Source organism: Halobacillus sp. ACCC02827 (assembly GCF_030291935.1).
Lineage (GTDB): Bacteria > Bacillota > Bacilli > Bacillales > Halobacillaceae > Halobacillus.
On sequence record NZ_CP128168.1, the window covers coordinates 3113807 to 3130722 of the forward strand.

18 protein-coding genes are annotated in these 16916 nt (G+C 50.9%); 8 read left to right on the forward strand and 10 right to left on the reverse strand.

Features of this window, described 5'->3' with window-relative positions; translation table 11 throughout:
- Positions 1–72 precede the first annotated feature (72 nt).
- From QRD89_RS16465 to QRD89_RS16495, 7 genes are all read right to left on the reverse strand, one after another.
- Positions 73–213, reverse strand: a complete 141-nt coding sequence (locus QRD89_RS16465) for an anti-repressor SinI family protein (RefSeq protein WP_008639976.1) — start codon at positions 211–213, stop codon at positions 73–75.
- A gap of 299 nt (positions 214–512) precedes the next feature.
- Positions 513–968: an IDEAL domain-containing protein gene (locus QRD89_RS16470; protein WP_008639974.1), complete on the reverse strand. Its 456-nt coding sequence runs from the start codon at positions 966–968 to the stop codon at positions 513–515.
- Between the two features lie 471 nt (positions 969–1439).
- The gene (locus QRD89_RS16475) at positions 1440–3146 is read right to left on the reverse strand and encodes a phospho-sugar mutase (protein WP_286095829.1); all 1707 of its coding nucleotides are present in this window, start codon (positions 3144–3146) and stop codon (positions 1440–1442) included.
- Positions 3147–3167: 21 nt separating this feature from the next.
- Positions 3168–4124 (reverse strand): mannose-6-phosphate isomerase, class I, encoded by a 957-nt coding sequence (gene manA, locus QRD89_RS16480; RefSeq protein ID WP_286095830.1) that lies wholly within the window; start codon positions 4122–4124, stop codon positions 3168–3170.
- 155 nt (positions 4125–4279) lie between these two features.
- The gene (locus QRD89_RS16485; RefSeq protein WP_026577915.1) at positions 4280–5677 is read right to left on the reverse strand and encodes a sucrose-specific PTS transporter subunit IIBC; all 1398 of its coding nucleotides are present in this window, start codon (positions 5675–5677) and stop codon (positions 4280–4282) included.
- A 153-nt stretch (positions 5678–5830) separates the two neighbouring features.
- Positions 5831–6820 carry a LacI family DNA-binding transcriptional regulator gene (locus QRD89_RS16490; protein ID WP_026577914.1) on the reverse strand — a complete coding sequence of 330 codons (990 nt, stop codon included), beginning with the start codon at positions 6818–6820 and terminating at the stop codon, positions 5831–5833.
- Between the two features lie 154 nt (positions 6821–6974).
- Positions 6975–7214 carry a hypothetical protein gene (locus QRD89_RS16495; RefSeq protein ID WP_286095831.1) on the reverse strand — a complete coding sequence of 80 codons (240 nt, stop codon included), beginning with the start codon at positions 7212–7214 and terminating at the stop codon, positions 6975–6977.
- A gap of 398 nt (positions 7215–7612) precedes the next feature.
- Between QRD89_RS16495 and QRD89_RS16500 the strand changes: the two genes are divergently transcribed.
- From QRD89_RS16500 to thrB, 3 genes are read left to right on the forward strand one after another with little or no spacing between them, the layout of a single operon-like run.
- Complete coding sequence (locus QRD89_RS16500; RefSeq protein WP_008632919.1) at positions 7613–8905, forward strand: homoserine dehydrogenase; 1293 nt, start codon at positions 7613–7615, stop codon at positions 8903–8905.
- Between the two features lies 1 nt (position 8906).
- Positions 8907–9962, forward strand: a complete 1056-nt coding sequence (thrC, locus tag QRD89_RS16505; protein WP_062514802.1) for a threonine synthase — start codon at positions 8907–8909, stop codon at positions 9960–9962.
- Positions 9959–10876 carry a homoserine kinase gene (gene thrB / locus QRD89_RS16510; RefSeq protein WP_286095832.1) on the forward strand — a complete coding sequence of 306 codons (918 nt, stop codon included), beginning with the start codon at positions 9959–9961 and terminating at the stop codon, positions 10874–10876. Before thrC ends, thrB begins: the two co-directional genes overlap by 4 nt.
- 303 nt (positions 10877–11179) lie before the next feature.
- Here thrB and QRD89_RS16515 read toward each other — a convergent pair whose 3' ends face one another.
- Positions 11180–11671, reverse strand: coding sequence for a VanZ family protein (locus QRD89_RS16515; RefSeq protein ID WP_286095833.1), 492 nt, complete (start codon positions 11669–11671; stop codon positions 11180–11182).
- A gap of 169 nt (positions 11672–11840) precedes the next feature.
- On the opposite strand from QRD89_RS16515, the gene QRD89_RS16520 reads away from it, so the two are divergent.
- Positions 11841–12218: a hypothetical protein gene (locus QRD89_RS16520; protein WP_008632926.1), complete on the forward strand. Its 378-nt coding sequence runs from the start codon at positions 11841–11843 to the stop codon at positions 12216–12218.
- A 39-nt stretch (positions 12219–12257) separates the two neighbouring features.
- Here QRD89_RS16520 and QRD89_RS16525 read toward each other — a convergent pair whose 3' ends face one another.
- Positions 12258–12749: a sigma-70 family RNA polymerase sigma factor gene (locus tag QRD89_RS16525; RefSeq protein WP_008632927.1), complete on the reverse strand. Its 492-nt coding sequence runs from the start codon at positions 12747–12749 to the stop codon at positions 12258–12260.
- 174 nt (positions 12750–12923) lie between these two features.
- Here QRD89_RS16525 and QRD89_RS16530 point away from each other — a divergent pair, with 174 nt between their 5' ends.
- The 3 genes from QRD89_RS16530 to QRD89_RS16540 are packed head-to-tail and all read left to right on the forward strand — an operon-like array spanning position 12924 to position 13963.
- Positions 12924–13418 carry a sigma factor gene (locus QRD89_RS16530; protein ID WP_193743853.1) on the forward strand — a complete coding sequence of 165 codons (495 nt, stop codon included), beginning with the start codon at positions 12924–12926 and terminating at the stop codon, positions 13416–13418.
- 36 nt (positions 13419–13454) lie between these two features.
- Complete coding sequence (locus QRD89_RS16535; RefSeq protein ID WP_008632929.1) at positions 13455–13739, forward strand: hypothetical protein; 285 nt, start codon at positions 13455–13457, stop codon at positions 13737–13739.
- Positions 13740–13756: 17 nt separating this feature from the next.
- The gene (locus tag QRD89_RS16540; protein WP_008632930.1) at positions 13757–13963 is read left to right on the forward strand and encodes a hypothetical protein; all 207 of its coding nucleotides are present in this window, start codon (positions 13757–13759) and stop codon (positions 13961–13963) included.
- A 286-nt stretch (positions 13964–14249) separates the two neighbouring features.
- On the opposite strand, the gene QRD89_RS16545 is transcribed toward QRD89_RS16540, so the two are convergent.
- Positions 14250–15146: an AEC family transporter gene (locus tag QRD89_RS16545; RefSeq protein WP_286095834.1), complete on the reverse strand. Its 897-nt coding sequence runs from the start codon at positions 15144–15146 to the stop codon at positions 14250–14252.
- A 174-nt stretch (positions 15147–15320) separates the two neighbouring features.
- On the opposite strand from QRD89_RS16545, the gene QRD89_RS16550 reads away from it, so the two are divergent.
- Positions 15321–16808, forward strand: a complete 1488-nt coding sequence (locus tag QRD89_RS16550; protein ID WP_008632932.1) for a gluconokinase — start codon at positions 15321–15323, stop codon at positions 16806–16808.
- The last annotated feature ends 108 nt before the right edge of the window (positions 16809–16916 follow it).

Genomic DNA, 16916 nt, shown 5'->3' on the forward strand with positions numbered 1-16916 from the left:
CAACTTTCTATCTATTATACTAGAACACTTTGGAAAAAAATACACCTCCCGGTTTGGAGAGGTGTATTCCTTCTATATGGTTTTTCGTGATCTTATATGCTCTTGTTGTAAGTAATTCTTGACGTCTTCCACACTTAAACCTTGTGCCTTGGCTTCTCTCATCAGGGACACCCATTCCTCATCCAGCACGTGCATATCAGGTTTTGTATTCATTGTTCGGCAACCTCCCTGGTTTGGTTTCGCTGCGGCCCCGGGTCGTTTATGTATGATCCCTCGGTGCCTTAATTTCCTATACCTGTAAATCTAGTCTTATTATAATGGATGAATGAGTTAAATATTTTAACTAAATTCACTATTTTTTAACTATTTTCAGTTAGTTTCCTTTATTTTTTAAAAAAATGATGAGACTTTCATCCTTCTACATTTTTCATCATGAAAACGTTCACTATGCGACAAGGACAAGTAATCTCAGGAAATAAAAAAGCAGGCATGAGCGATCATACCCGCTTGGTTCATGTGTACAACGCATTCCATTTCTCTGTCAGAAGATGAAACGCGTCTTCATCTTGTTCGTCGATCGCCCTGTCAATGAGGCGCCGAAGATTATTTTTTTCTAATTCACGGATGAGTTCTTTCACTTCTCTTGATGATTGCTGGCTGATTTCGATCCCCTCTTCGTAATACGGCGACACAATCGTGTGAAGGTGTGTAATGAATTCCGGAAGCTGAAGCAAGTCGGTCACGGAGACGTAGACCATCTTCTTGCCTCGTTGGAAGACGAAGATATCGAAGACGTTGTGTACTCGCTTTTTGTTTCGGTCGATGATGATTTCTCTGGATTCCATCGGGATGAATTGGTATAGTTCGTTATCGATGAATAAGGAAAAGTACTGGTAGGCGAGAACGACACGGATAAAGCGTTTGTCTTCCTTAACATAGTATGGTTTTAACATTTTTATGTTCAACACGTTGCCCACCCCTTCGTTATTAAATCTGAATTTTCAGTATTTTATTCTATTATCGCTTATTTGTCAACAAATTGAAAGCCCTTTTAATCCTATTCGTATGCAGGTTTTTGCCGCTTGGTGACTGTGTTCGGGACACTTGCCGGAGGCCTCTTTTCACATATAGGAAGACGGAAAGCCCTAGACCTGTTCACCACTCCCCACAGAAGTTCCGTCTCCTTCCTATCCGAGAACGGGCTGCGGGAAATGGGGCGCTTTCCACGGGGCGGCCGGTGAGCCTCCTCATCGCTGCGCTCTTCCGGGGTCTCACCTGTTCCGCTAATCCCGTAGGAGTCTGCCCCATTTCCCTCCGCCCTTCGCATATACACCCTTCCATGGGCTTGGTGAAGCGAAGTAGTAGTGATCTGCTAAGAACCTACCTTTCTTCACACCACAAAAAACCCCCTTCCATTATGGAAAGGGGTCGGTTTTTAATTAGATAAGCGCGTGGAGGCGTTCGTTGACGGTTGCTTTGACTGCTTCAAGCAGTGCTTCGCTGTCGGCTTTCGCTCCGGATTTCACGCCGTAGTAGAATTTGATTTTCGGTTCGGTTCCGGACGGGCGGAGACAGAACCAGCAGTCGTCCTCCAGAATGAACTTCACGACGTTCGATGCCGGCAGGTCGATGTGTTCTTCGCTGCCGCTTTCGACGTCGCGGCGGATGGACGTGCTGTAGTCTTCGACAGCCACGACCTTCTTGCCGCCTGCTTCCGTGATATCCGCTTCGCGGAAGTCGTTCATGATCGTCTGGATCGTGTCCGCACCTGCTTTTCCTTCGAGCTTCATGGACTGGAGCCCTTCCAGGAAGAAGCCGTGCTTCTCGTACAGATCGTTCAACGCATCCAAAAGCGTCTTGCCCTGGTTCTTATAGTAAGCGCCGACTTCAGCGATCAAGACAGCCGACTGGACGGCATCTTTGTCGCGGGCGAAGTCTTTGACAAGGTAGCCGTAGCTCTCTTCATAACCGAAGAGGAAGGTGTGTTCCTTCGTCTGCTCGTACTCGCGGATCTTCTCACCGATGAATTTAAAGCCTGTCAGTGTATCAAGAGAGCTGATGCCGTAAGAATCGGCGATGACGCGGCCGAATTCGGAGGTCACGATCGTCTTGATCATGCGGCCGTTCTTCGGAATTTCCGCCGACTGGCCGAGGATGTAATCGAGCATGAGGGCACCGGTCTGGTTCCCGGTCAGCACCTGGTATTCCCCGTTCTCATCCGGTACGGCGACGCCGAGACGGTCGGCATCCGGGTCTGTCGCAAGCAGGAGATCCGCACCAATCGCTTTGCCCTGTTCGATGGCGATTTCGAACGCCTGATGCTCTTCCGGGTTCGGAGAAGCGACGGTGGAGAATTCCGGATCCGGTTTGGCCTGTTCTTCCACGATATGGACGGATGTGAAACCACTCTGCGCCAATCCTTTTTCCACAAGGTGGCGGGCCGTTCCGTGCAGCGGTGTGAAGACGAGTGACAGATCCTTATCGATCTCATTCTGGACGGTGACGGATTCCAACGCTTTCAAGTAGGCTTGATCGACCTCTTCATCGATCCAGCGCAGAAGGCCGTTCTCTTCCAATTCCTTCTGATCGGCTGCGTCGACTTCCAGTTCGTTCTCGACTTTGTTGACGAAATCGATCATGATCTCCGCCTGTTCCGGTGGCAGCTGGCCGCCGTCTTCGTTGTAGGCTTTGAAGCCGTTGTATTCCGGCGGGTTGTGGCTTGCCGTCACGACGACGCCTGCTGCTGCGCCGAGATGACGGACAGCGAACGACAATTCCGGTGTCGGTCGTAAGGAAGTGAATACGTAGGATGGAATGCCGTGTGCTCCGAGGACACGTGCCGTTTCGACTGCGAACTCTTTGGACATGTATCGGGAGTCGTATGCGATGGCGACGCCTTTCTTCGACATGCCTTGATCGTTGACGTAAGCAGCAAGGCCTTCAGCCGCTTTACGGACGGTATAGATGTTCATGCGGTTCGTTCCCGGTCCGAGCTTTCCGCGCATGCCTCCCGTTCCGAATTCCAAGTCTTTGTAGAATGCATCCTCCAGGGACTGTTCATCTTCTGACAATTCTCCAAGCTTCGTTGAAAGCTCGGCATCCAGTCCTTTGAATTCTTTCCATCGTTCGTACTGCTCTTTCCACATACGCGACACTCCTCTGGTTTGTTATTTATTTGAGTTGGAAACGATCAAGGAAGCGTTTCCTTTTAAATCGAATGTCTTGACGGTTGCCGGGATGATCAGGTGGTCGCCTTTCTTGAATGGATACGAGCGGCCCTCCACGATCACTTCCCCTGTCCCGTCGATGACACTCAATAGTACATAAGGTTCCGGGGTGAGCCCTTTACATTCGCCTTCCAGGTCCCAGCGATAGACGGAGAAATACTTTTCTTCAACGAGTCTCTCTTTCCGCAGATCCTCCTGGTAGAACTGCGTGCGCTCGATTTCAGGATCGACATGCGGAACCGTCGTCACTTCGATCGACTTATCGAGGTGCAGCTCGCGCTTGTTGCCGTCCTGCCCGACACGATCATAGTCGTAGACGCGGTACGTGATGTCCGAGCTCTGCTGGGTTTCCAAGATCTGAATCCCCGCTCCGATCGCGTGGATCGTCCCACTCGGTACGTAAAAGAAGTCTCCGGGCTTCACTTCAATGGTTCGTAATAAGTCCCCCCATTCTCCATTCGCCACCATTGCTTCAAATTCCTGTTTATTCGAGGCATGATGTCCGAAAATAATTTCCGAGCCTTCCTCACAGTCGAGCACATACCAGCACTCGGTCTTGCCGTAGTTCTCCCCTTCCACTTCACGTGCATATGTATCGTCCGGATGCACCTGGACGGAGAGGTCCTTCTTCGAATCCAGAATCTTCACGAGCAGCGGGAATTCCTCGCCTTCTTCTCCGGCGAACAGCTCACGGTGGCCGTCCCACGCTTCCCGAAGCGTCTTCCCTTCCAGAGGTCCGTTCTTGATCGTATTCGGTCCGTTCTTATGCCCGGAAATACACCACGCTTCTCCGGTATAGTCGGACGGGATCTTATAATGGAAGATTTCTTCAAGCTTCGTTCCACCCCAGAGCCGTTCCTTGAACGCCGGCTCTAAATAAATCGGTTCGTTGTACATTCGCTGCACCTCTTTCCAGTTTTTTAACACTATTGTACCATAGCGGCCGATCCAGAAGGGCCGCCTTTCTGCTCAAGAAAAAATCCGGAGCATCGTCCGGCACTCTGTTCAGAATGCGGAAGACGTCCGGATTTTTTTCTTCTTATAAAAAGGGCTTATTTATCTTCCAGCATCTTATCATTGAATCCGAACGCCCACGTCAATCCGAAGGCGACACCGATGGCGATGATGTTCGTCAGCAAGTAGAAGATGAATGAGCTGTCCAGGTACAGCAGGGATCCCGGGATTACCGTGATCGCCATACCGGAAGCCTTCAAGCCTGTGATGGAGGCGAAGAAACCACCGACGGCTCCACCGATGAGACCCATGATGAACGGCTTCATGTAGCGCAGGTTGACACCGAAGATCGCGGGCTCGGTGATACCGAGGAACGCGGACAAAGCGGATGGCAGCGCCAATGCTTTCATTTTCTTCTTCTTCGTCTTCAAGCCGACTGCAAGCGCCGCGCCACCCTGGGCAGCGATCGCTGCTGTGATCAGCGGGTTGAACGCGTTTGAACCGACGCGGTCAAGCAGCTGGATCTCAAGCAGGTTGAAGATGTGGTGTACCCCGGTGATAACGATGACCTGGTGAAGTCCACCGATGATCAGCCCACTGATACCAAGCGGAAGTTCCAAGACCCACAGCGTCGCTTCAAAGATACCGTTTTCAACAATATGGAACACAGGTCCGATGATGAACATAGCAAGCGTGATCATGATCAAAAGCACTAAGAATGGTGTAAGAATAAGATCGAGTGCTTCCGGAATCCTTTTTCTCAAGGCTTTCTCCAGTTTCGCCCCGACGATACCGGTGATGAATGCCGGAAGGACGGACCCTTGATAGCCGGTTACCGGAATGAAGCCGAAGAACTCAAGCGGTTCTGCACTTCCGTCGGCAACAGCCCAAGCATTAGGCAGCGCCGGTGATACGAGCATGAGTCCGATGACGATCCCGAGTATCGGACTGCCTCCGAACACCCGGAAGGTCGACCAGGCGACAAGCGCCGGCAGGAATACAAAGGCCGTATCGGTAAGGACCTGGGTGAACAGGATGAAGTTCTCCGGAATGCTTTCAGGCGTGAGACCGAAGAGCGCGAGAATCGCTTCTTGAGTCAGAAGTCCCCGCAGCCCCATGAACAGACCAGTGGCAACGAGGGCCGGAATGATCGGTACGAAGACGTCTCCGAACGTACGGATCGCACGCTGGAACGAGTTCCCCTGTTTCTTCGCTTCCTGCTTCACTTCTTCCTTCGTAGCTCCCTGTACTTCTTGTTTCATCACTTCTTCATAAATACGGTTGACGGTACCAGTACCGAAGATGACCTGCAGCTGACCGGAGTTATAGAAAGCACCTTTCACTTTATCGATTTCTTCAATGGAAGAAATGTCCGCTTTCTCCTTGTCATGAAGCATGATCCGCAGCCGTGTCGCACAGTGGGCGACAGAGGCGATGTTCTCCTGACCACCAGCTGCTTTGATGACGTCTCTTGCAATTTGAGCGTTATCTGCCATGGTAATTCTCCTTTCGGGTTTTAGTGTGCACGTGTAATCGATTACACATTTCATAAAAAAATTTAGATAGTGAATAATTGCTAATGAAATTGATGTTTATAACCAGGTGTAACTCGTGTGTGAACGATTACATGATTGCGTTTTCAATTAGGACTATACACTATCTCGGACTATTAGTCTATACGTTAACTCCATTTTTTTATTTAAATTTTCTTTTTTTAATTTCTGGAGCAATACGCTCGCCGCTTTCCTCCCAGCTTCTTTGTTGAAATAGTCGACGGTAGTAAGGGACGGGGTCACGTGCTTCGACATCATCGATGCCCCGATGCCGGCAACAGCCATGTCTTCCGGGATCGAATAGCCCTGTTCCTTCAAATACTCCATCGCACCGATCGCCATACGGTCCGTCACTGCGAACACAGCCGTAGGCTTCGTTTCTTTACTCGCACGGAGGATCCGCTTCATCGCTTCATACCCGGATTCCACACTGAAATCGCCCTCTGTCACCCAATCTTCTTTAATGGTCAGGCCGTTTTCTTTCATTCTATCTCTATACGCCTGTTTTCTCACACGGCCGACAGCAGGATCGTCTTCTCCCACGCCGATAAACGCAATCTGTTCATGCCCCTTCTGGATCAGCATGTTCGTCACATCCCCTGCAGCATGGTAGTCGTCATAGACGATCGACGTCACACCGGGAAGCTCCTGGCCGATAGCAAGGAAGGGGACATCTGTATCCTGAATCGCCTGGATCAACGCGTCATTGACGTTCGTCGCAAGCAGGATGATGCCGTCAACATTACGACTTTTCAAAAGGCGGATGTATTCGATTTCCTTCTTTTCATCAAGCTCTGTATTCGTAAGCAGGATTTGGAATCCTTCTTTAGATAAAATTTCATTGATCCCGTTCACGACTCGGGTCGATGTTTCTGTACTTAAGCGCGGAAGAATGACACCGATGACGCCGGAACGCTTCGTCCGCAGCGACTTCGCTGACTGGCTAGGGATGTAACCGGTTTCTTCGACAATCTTCATAATCCGCTCCCTCGCCTCTTCACTCACGTATCCGCTGTCGTTCAGTGCGCGCGATACCGTCGTCCGGGAAACGTTCGCCATTTGTGCTATATCATTGATTGTAGTCATTACTTTCATCCTCCATGGAATCCTTTTCATTTATCATCGTAGAGAAATATGAAGCTGTTGTCCAGAGGTAGACAATATTTAGGGGGAAAGTCGGACAGCGAAGGCATGGAAAGCCCCCGGAAAGGAGCTTCCCGGGGACGGATGACCGAAGTGATTAAGAGTGGTTATTTAATGTTTGGCGGAAATGGTCTTTGAGGATGTGGTACACGGTCGTTTCGTGGAGTACCTGCGGTTCTGTGCCGGCCTGTTCCTTTTCCATGCGCATAACTACGCCGACGCCCTCTTCGATATACTCTTCTTCCCATCCGTCAATCCCAAGCTCCTTGATGACAGAACGGATGACCCGCTCGTATTTCTGCAGCGGACCCGGCAATTGCAAACTAAACCATGACATAACGTATCCCCCTTAATTATCTAGTTCTTTTTTCTTACGCTTCCTTTCCTTTATAATCTACCTTTTGTTTCCAGTCAAGACCTTTCGATATCCTTATATCCCGGGTTTGGCGGGCATGTCGCGGTCGAAGTGTTGATATTGTCAGAATTTTGCAATCAATTTCCCGTTATAGGCTTCTTTTTCTTTTCATTCTTTTTTTTCTTTTATATAGGAAAAAGACGGAGAAAAACTTGGGAACGGTCGAAGCAGTCGCATCTGTTCCCGAAGACGGGTGTAAACAGGCTCGAACCCTGCGGAATCGTCGGATAATTCACTCTTGTACTTACTATGCCTTTCCGTTACAATGTCCTTTATATAAAGAAACATGTATATTTCAGATGGACAGGGGAGTGTGAACGATGAAGAAAACCATTACCGTAGGATTATTGGGATTAGGCACGGTCGGGAGCGGTGTCATAGAGATCCTGCGTGATCATAAAGAACGTATCGAACATAAGACAGGGTGCGATGTCACCATCAAGTCGGTACTCGTCCACGATTTGGATAAACCGCGCGAGCTGCCTTCCGAAACGAAGCTCACGGATCGCTATGAAGACATTACGAGAGATCCGGATATTGATGTCGTCATAGAGGTGATGGGTGGTATCGATCACACATTAGCTGTACTGCTGGAAGCGATCGAGCACGGCAAGCATATCGTGACGGCGAACAAAGACCTTGTCGCCCAGCACGGTGCGGAGCTGTTCGCTGCCTGCCAGCGTCATAACTGCGACCTTTATTATGAAGCGAGTGTTGCAGGCGGTATTCCGATCATCCGCAGCATCATGGACGGATTGTCCTCCGACCGGATCACGAAGATGATGGGGATCGTGAACGGAACGACGAACTTCATTATGACGAAAATGGCGAATGAAGGCGTCGACTTCGACAGCGTATTGAAGGAAGCGCAGGAGCTTGGGTTCGCAGAAGCAGATCCGACAGCAGACGTCGATGGACTGGATGCTGCAAGGAAAATGACGATCCTTTCCATCTTGGGCTTCTCGATGCCGTTCCATTTGGAAGATGTGCATGTCAAAGGAATCCGCGGCATTTCTATTGATGATATCAACTTCGCCCAGGAAATGGGCTACCGCATCAAGCTGATCGGTATTGCGGAGAGCGATCATAACGGTGTATCCGTAAGCGTCGAGCCGACCCTTCTGCCGGCTCAGCATCCGCTCGCATCGGTAAATGATGAATTCAACGCCGTCTACGTCTACGGAGACGCAGTCGGTGAAACGATGTTCTACGGACCGGGCGCAGGCAAGCTGCCGACGGCTACGGCAGTCGTCGCCGATTTGATTTCCGTATTGAAGAACATCCGTCTCGGTACGACCGGCACCTCTTACGTGCAGCCGCAGTTCGCAAAGCAGGTGAAAACGAAGAAAGAACAGCTTGCGAAGAAATACATCCGTCTTCATGTCGATGACAAAGCAGGCATGTTGAGAGATTTGACGAACATTTTCGCAGAATACGATATTTCTTTCGATCAGTTCACCCAGCGTGCAGCGGCCGAGGAAGGCCAACGGGAATTGATGATGGTCACTCATCAGGTAAGCGAAGAAGACTTTGAGAAAGCACTACGCGATTTGCAGGACCTGGATTCGGTGCAGGGCATCGACAGCGTCTACCGCGTAGAAGGAGGCGAATGATATGTGGAAAGGGTTAATTGAACAATACGGAGAGTTTCTTCCCGTTACAGATAAGACACCGGCATTGACGTTGTATGAAGGAAACACACCGCTGATTCCGATTCCGACGATCTCTCAGGACCTCGGCATTGAAGGTTATGTGAAATTCGAAGGGTTGAACCCGACCGGATCGTTCAAGGACCGCGGCATGGTGATGGCGATGGCAAAAGCGATCGAAGAAGGCTCCGAGGCGGTCATCTGTGCCTCGACCGGTAACACATCCGCAGCTGCTGCTGCCTTTGCGGCACGCGCCGGCCTCCGCTGCATCGTCGTTATCCCGGACGGGAAAATCGCCGAAGGTAAACTGGCCCAGGCCGTTATGTACGGAGCAGAGATTTTTGCCATCAAAGGAAACTTCGACGACGCCCTTCGCATGGTACGGAAAATCGCCGAAACAGAACCGGTGACGCTTGTAAACTCGGTCAACCCATACCGGATCGAAGGCCAGAAGACAGCCGCTTTCGAAATCTGTGACGTCCTCGGCAGTGCTCCGGATATTCTGAGCATCCCTGTCGGCAACGCCGGTAACATTACGGCCTACTGGAAAGGATTCAAGGAATATAACGAAACGAAACAGACCGGCCTTCCGAAAATGATGGGCTTTGAAGCGAGCGGTTCTGCCGCCATCGTCCGCAACCAGGTCATCGACAATCCGGAGACGCTTGCGACAGCCATCCGGATCGGAAACCCGGCAAGTTGGGACAAAGCGATTGAGGCGCGTGATGAATCGAACGGCCTGATCGATGAAGTGACGGATGAAGAAATCATCGAAGCGTATCAGCTGCTGGCCGAGAAGGAAGGCGTCTTCGCGGAGCCTGCCTCCTGTGCTTCCATCGCCGGCATGATCAAGAAAGTGAAAGACGGCACGATTCCGCAAGGCTCGAAAATCGTCCACGTCCTGACAGGAAACGGACTCAAGGACCCGACGACAGCGATCCAGCACAGCCCGGTCAAACCGACCCTTATTGAAAACGATTATGAAGTCTTCGCATCGGCGGTCACAGGAGTCCAATCATGACCCGCTTCCAGATCCAGGTTCCCGCGACATCCGCGAACCTCGGGCCTGGATTCGACTCTGTCGGCATCGCCTTAACGAAGTTCGTCACGCTCGACTGCCGTCCGGCCGATGAATGGCACTTTGCTGTTCCCGAAGAAGACCAGCCTTATATCCCGGCCGGCAAAACGAATCTCGTCTATCAAACGGCGCTCCATACAGCCAAGGTCCATGGACACGATTCCCTGCCTCCGACGCATGTGACGATGACGAACGACGTTCCGATCGCCCGCGGGCTCGGAAGTTCCTCCACAGCGGTCGTCGGCGGCATCGAACTTGCCAACCAGCTGCTCGATCTTCGTTTGAGCGATTATGATAAATTCAAGATCGCCTGTGAGATTGAAGGGCATCCCGACAATGTCGGCCCGGCGATCTACGGCGGTATCATGGTCTCGAATTATGATAACGGCGCTCTTGATTACGTCCACTTCACCGATGGACTGGACGATTTGACGTGGCTCGCCGTCATTCCGAACTACCATTTGAAGACAGAGAAAGCCCGCGGTCTTCTGCCTGTCGAGCTTCCTTACAAAGAAGCCGTCAACAACAGCGGCAGTGCCAACGTACTCGTCGCAGCGCTTGCGATGAAGAACTGGGAGCTTGCAGGCCGGATGATGAAGAGCGACCGCTGGCACCAGCCTTACCGCCAGGCTCTCATTCCGGGCTTCACTGACGTTGAGAAAGCGACCACAGACGCAGGAGCTCTCGGCTTCTATATCAGCGGCGCAGGCCCGACGATGCTCGCCCTCTTCGACGAGTGGGACGAAGCGAAAGCGGCACGCCTGAAGCAAGAGCTTGCTGACTTCCAGGTCGAGCCGCTCCAAGCTCACCTGACAGGCGTCACCGTCCACAAACAGACCGAAGCGAAGCACTGTTAAACGGTTAGCTGTTAGCCGCCGCTGATGATTTCCGGGCAGGGCTGCGCTTTCCGCAGGCGGCCGGCGAGCCTCCTCAGAGCTCCGCTCTTCCGGGGTCTCTCCTGTCTCGCTTTTCCCGCAGGAGTCTTCGCCCTGCCCTCCAATCATCAGCTGGTTAAACTTAAAGCTAATAAAAAACCGAACGCGATCCCTTTATTCAAAGGTGGACGCCGTTCGGTTTTTTTTATCCTTTATTGTAGGTGGGTTAATCAAGGCGGAAAGCGCAGCCCTGCCCGCAGCCCCCCGGCGGCAGCCGAAAAAAACCTAAGCTCGCTTCCCAAACCGCCAAATGACCAAAATAAGCAGCGCACCAACCAAACCTCCGAAGCTGTCCAGCACCACATCCCCGATGTAAGGCGTCCGGTCCGGTGTCAACGACTGATGAAACTCATCAAACGAAGCGTACAGCACCGTAATCACAAACGCTGCTCCAAGCTTCGGCAAAAGCCGCAGACTCGTCAGCTTATGTAATGCGAGAAACGACGTCACCATCAACAGAAGAAACACCGTCACATGTGCCGCTTTTCGGATCAAGAATTCCACAAGCCCAGCCGGCCCGTGACTGGCCAGGTTCACCGGCTTGCCGTGATACATGAAATCAATCGGCTCAAGAACAGGCTTCATCGCGTCTAGAGGAAGGTAGGACATCAGCGATGGACGCAGGTCCTGATCTCCATACGGCGTCGCCGAACTGTAAAAAATAACCCCCATGACGAGGAGCGCGGGTATGACCCAGAACTTATTATTTTTTGACAACTTATTCACACTTTCTATCACTCTATTTATTTGATATATCAACATTTTACAATAAAACCCGATTTAAGCAATAGAATGAAATTTGTATCAAAAGATTTATATATAGTACTATTAATGACGATAGAATTTGTATACAATGGTAACTAGAGAAAGAAAAGGGGGATTCAACATGGCAAAGAAGAGTAAACAATACGATTACGACCTTGCAGAAGTGAAGCGTTTGATCGGGGAGACAGATAAAAACTACCGGGAGATCGCTCAGGAGACAGGCTGTCCTTATGCGAGCGTCGTTTACCATGGTCGTAAAATCCGCGGACGCGTCAACCGTATCCGTCAAGAGGAAATGAATGCGGAGCTGAATCAGGCACCTGTATTCACGATCAAGGAAGAACCGAAAGAGAATACGAACCTGTTGTCTGGCGGGACAGCACTAAGCATCTCAAGAAATGATATCCACATCCAGGACGCAGAGCAAGAGGCAGCGAAGATGATCAAAGCGGCACGTGCACTCGGCCTTACTAAAATTAACATCACGATTGATCGATAAACGCGCACGAAAGTCCTGGGGACGCGTTCTTCAGGGCTTTTATGCCTCAAGCTTCAGCCCCTTCAGCTTCCTTCTTGCATGTCTTCCCCAATTCTTCACCGCATCGATCGTCACTCCTTCCAGACAGGCGATCTGCTTAAGCGAACGATCGTGAATGAAATGATGATAGACCCATTTCCACTGATTGTCCGTCAGCGGATTCCGCACTTGAATCCAGAAGTACTCATCTTCTATTACATCTTCCCACAGAGACGCGTCCGTGCTGCTTAAACTGCGCCGGCACAGCGTCTCTTTTTCCTGTGTGCGGGAATCTTTGCGGATGAGATCGATCAGCGCGTTCCTGATCTTCCAGCTGAGATACGTCTCCCACTTACCCGCAGCCGGATCATACGTCCGGGAGGCGTTCCACACCGCCACCATCCCTTCTGCAAAAAAATCCCCGTTCCTATCCATGATGTGAAGCCTTCGGATGTGATAATGAATCAGCTTCTTACTATCCGCAACCAACTGACTGAATTGCTCATCGATCACAGTGCCACCCCTTCCATTTTTTAACGTTCATACTATAATCGTTAAAAAATGGATTTTTGGTGTCATGTACCTATCAATTTCTTGATTTTCAACTAAAAAAAGCTGTTAAACTTCCATTTTCGCTTTCCTTTTCCTATGAAATGGAAGATAATGATAGGTAGAAAGGAGTGTAAAATGAGCCACATCCCCTCGTTTTTCTGCTGTCAAAACCTCGTCTACCAAATCCTTCACCGCTACAAGATTCCCGAGCCTTATGAAGACTACTGCCAGGAGGCCTATTTCATCTACAAACACTGTGAAGAAACCTACGATTCTTCCCGAGGCAAGTTCTCCACCTACTATTTCCACCATCTCTCCTGGAAGCTCCTCAGCCATCTCCAGTCCAAGCGCCGGCTGCAGCTGATTTCCACAACCCAGCATCCCCCTTTCCCTCATCCGAAAAACGACCTCCATGACCGGATGTTCCTGCTTGATCTCTCCCTTCACGCTGACCTCACCGCACTGGAACAAAGCACCTGCCTGCTTGCGATGGCAGGCTACCGGACCTATGAAATTGCGGGAAAGATCGGCAAAAGCGAATCGACCGTCCTCCGCCTCCGCAAAAGTTTGCGCGAGAAACTATCCTCTGCTTCTATCCTCGTTTATACTTGTAATAGAAAGGGAAAATAAATCCACTAAATCCAACGGAAAACGGAGGAATCAGCATTGGAAGCTTCCACTCGATCTCTATCTCCTCTCACCAAGATTTGGCTGGACGATACACCGACTACGTTCACTCACGCTTTCCTGGAGCGGCTCGCGTATGAATGGATGGTCGAAATCGTCAATCCCTACCCCATCCCCATCATGGAAACGAAGGAGTACGTCACCCACATATCCGTCGAGCAGGCAGACGGACTGCTTTATTCCGAATTACCGATCGAATCCTACAACATCGAAGTCGGCAATGAATTCACGGTCTACCGTTTCTACATGTATGCGCCGGACTGAGTCCGGAAGATGTTATAATGGCAGGGACGAATGATGGAAAGGAAGAGTTTATGTTTCATCTAGGCTTTGCAGCGTTTTTTCTAATCTTCATCATCCTTGGATGGTTCACCGATATGATTGAGCTGTCGTCGTTCAGCATGATCGTTGCGATCGCGCTGTTTTTCACGAATATTTATATGTTCTTGAAGTCGAGGAAAGAGGACAAGGAAAAGACGCCGTCTTAAATACGAAAAGCCCCCGTCCGAATGGAACGGGGGCTTTTTTCCGTTTGTGTAAAAACTTCGTTTAAATATAATAACCCAATCGAACTCAAGACAATGGGCTTTTCCGAAAAAGTTATACAGCTTTAAAACACCATCTACACTTATGTGAACCTCGGCATGAAAGACTCTTAAGGCAAAGGGCGGAGGGATAGGGGCAGACTCCTGCGGGAGGCTCACCGGCCGCCCCGCGGAAAGCGCCCCCTTTCCTGAAGCCCGCTCTCGCCACGTTATTTTATCAAAATACCCTTTACGTCAGTATATTGAGAACGATCGGGATAGTGACGACGCTTAGGAGCGTGGTCATGAGCGTGATGCTTGAGACAAGTTCAGGCTTCGAATCGAACTGGACGGCATACATCGTCGTCGTAGCCGCAGAAGGCATGGCTGCCGATACGATCAACACGTTCGCCATCAGATCCCCCATTGGCAGGATCACCGTCAGCGCCCAGGCGATAAGCGGGGAGACAAGCAGCCGGACCGAAACCGCATAGGAGACTTTGTCCCAGGCCAGGTTCTTCACGGTGATGTTGGCAAGCTGCATCCCGAGCAGGATCATGACAGTCGGAATCTGGGCGTTCCCGACGAGCTCGATGCTCGACATGATATTATCGGAAATCGAAAGCGGCGTATATTTGAACACGAGTGCGAGCCAGATCGCATGCGTCGGCGGCATTTTGGCCACCTGCTTCAATGCCATCGTAATGCCGGCGGTTCCCTTTGCTGCGTAATAGACGCCGAAGAAATTCATGACGATCTGCTGAAGCACCATGAACGAGACGGAATAAACGAAGCCCTGCTCTCCGAAGGCGAACAGGACAATCGGCGCCCCGTAATTCCCGGCGTTCATAAAGGCCGTGGATAAAATCAATCCGCTTTCCGTCGGTGTATCGTAGCGGAGCACCTTTGCCCCGATTTTGTTGACAGCGAGGATGGCGATCAACAGAAACACCGAGAAAAGGACCATCAGGAAGTAATCGCGGTCAAATGTCGCTTCGTAGAACGTCTTGAAGACGAGACACGGAAGCATGATATAGAGAGCGACCGTCGAAATCGACTTGATTTCGAGGCGCAGTACTTTTTGTAGGACGAACCCGGTACAGAAGATCAGTACGACAGGAAGTACTACCTGAAAGAAAATTGCCATTATATAACCACCCTGTCTGTTAAATATTAGAACTCTACTAGTTTATCAGAAATATCGGCCTTTGTTAGCTTCGGGATGAGGAAAATTTCTTGCTCCCTATGAATTGGAAATGTTATCGTTTACAATAGATGATAGAGTTATTGAAATCGTTCTCATATAGAAAGGAAGTCAGAAATGAATTACGTCATAGGTCTAGATTTAGGTACGACAAGCAGCAAATCCGTCGTGTTCGAGGAAAATGGACACGTCGTCGCAGAGCATGAAGTTGCATACCCGCTCCATCACCCGCAGGTCGGCTATGCCGAACAGGACCCGCTTGTGATCGAAAAGGCAGCGCTGGAATCGATCCGTCTCAGCGTCGCCGGACTCGACGCCGATAAGATCGTCGGTGTCGGCCTCTCCTCGGCTATGCATTCCCTGATCTGTACCGATGAAAGCGGAGCTCCCTTGTCGCCTTCCATCATCTGGGCGGACGCCCGCAGCTCGGAACAGGCGTCACACCTGAAGGAAGAACATCCCGACGTCTATTTGCGGACAGGCACGCCGCTTCACCCGATGTCTCCGCTCTCCAAGCTCGTTTGGATGAAGGAGAACGGGTATGAACCGTGTGGACAGGCCGCTTATTATATTTCTGTGAAGGAATTCCTGCTCTACCGCTGGTTCGGAGAAAAAGTCGTCGATTACTCGGTCGCCGCCGCGACAGGCCTTTATAACATCCACAGCAACGAATGGGATGAGGAGACACTCGCAATCGCCGGCATCAGCGAAGAACAGCTCTTCTCCCCCGTGCCGCCGACCTACACGATGGAAGGCATGGATGCAGCCATCGCAGAGAAAGCAGGCTTGAAGTCCTCCACCCCGTTCGTCATCGGCGGAAGCGACGGTCCGCTTGCCAATCTCGGTATCGGCGCCATCCAGCCGGGAGAAACAGCCATCACAATCGGTACAAGCGGTGCGATCCGTCAGTTCTCGAAGGAGCCGCTTCTTGACGAAAAACAGGAGATCTTCTCCTACCGTTTCTCTGATGACCTTTGGATTACAGGCGGTCCTTCCAACAACGGCGGCCTCGTTCTTCAATGGGTCCAGCGCCTGTTCGAAAACAAAGGTGAAGAAATGTCGATCGAAGAGCTGACGGAGCTTGCCGGATCGGTCGCCCCGGGTGCAGACAACCTGCTGTTCCTGCCTTACCTGAACGGAGAACGCGCTCCCTTTTGGCAGGCGGAAGCGAAAGGATCCTTCATCGGTCTGACGCCGAACCACCGCAAGGAGCACATGACCCGTGCCGCTATGGAAGGCGTACTCTTCTCGGTGCTGCATATCGCAAGCGCCCTCGAGCGCCTTGGAAACAGTCATGACCGCATCTTTGCAAGCGGAGGATTCGCCCGCTCGCCGTTATGGGTGCAGATGGTCGCCGATATGTTCAACAAACGAATCGACATTCCCGTCAGTCACCAAAGCTCTGCTTGGGGTGCTGCCTGGGTCGCTCTCTATGCCCTGGGGCTTACGGACAGCTTGGAGGCGATCAAGGATTCCATTCCGATGCAGGAGCACTATACGCCCGATCCCGAACGTCATGAGACATACAAGAAACTCTTCGACGTCTACCAATCGGTCTCCGGTAAGCTGCAGGACGACTTCTTCCGTCTTCACCAGCTGTCATAAATGATAAATCCCCGCTCAGGATTCCCGAGCGGGGATTTTTAAGTATTTCAAGGAATCCAAGACTATGTGTCCAACTGACTCAGATGGATAAAAAACCCTTTATACCTT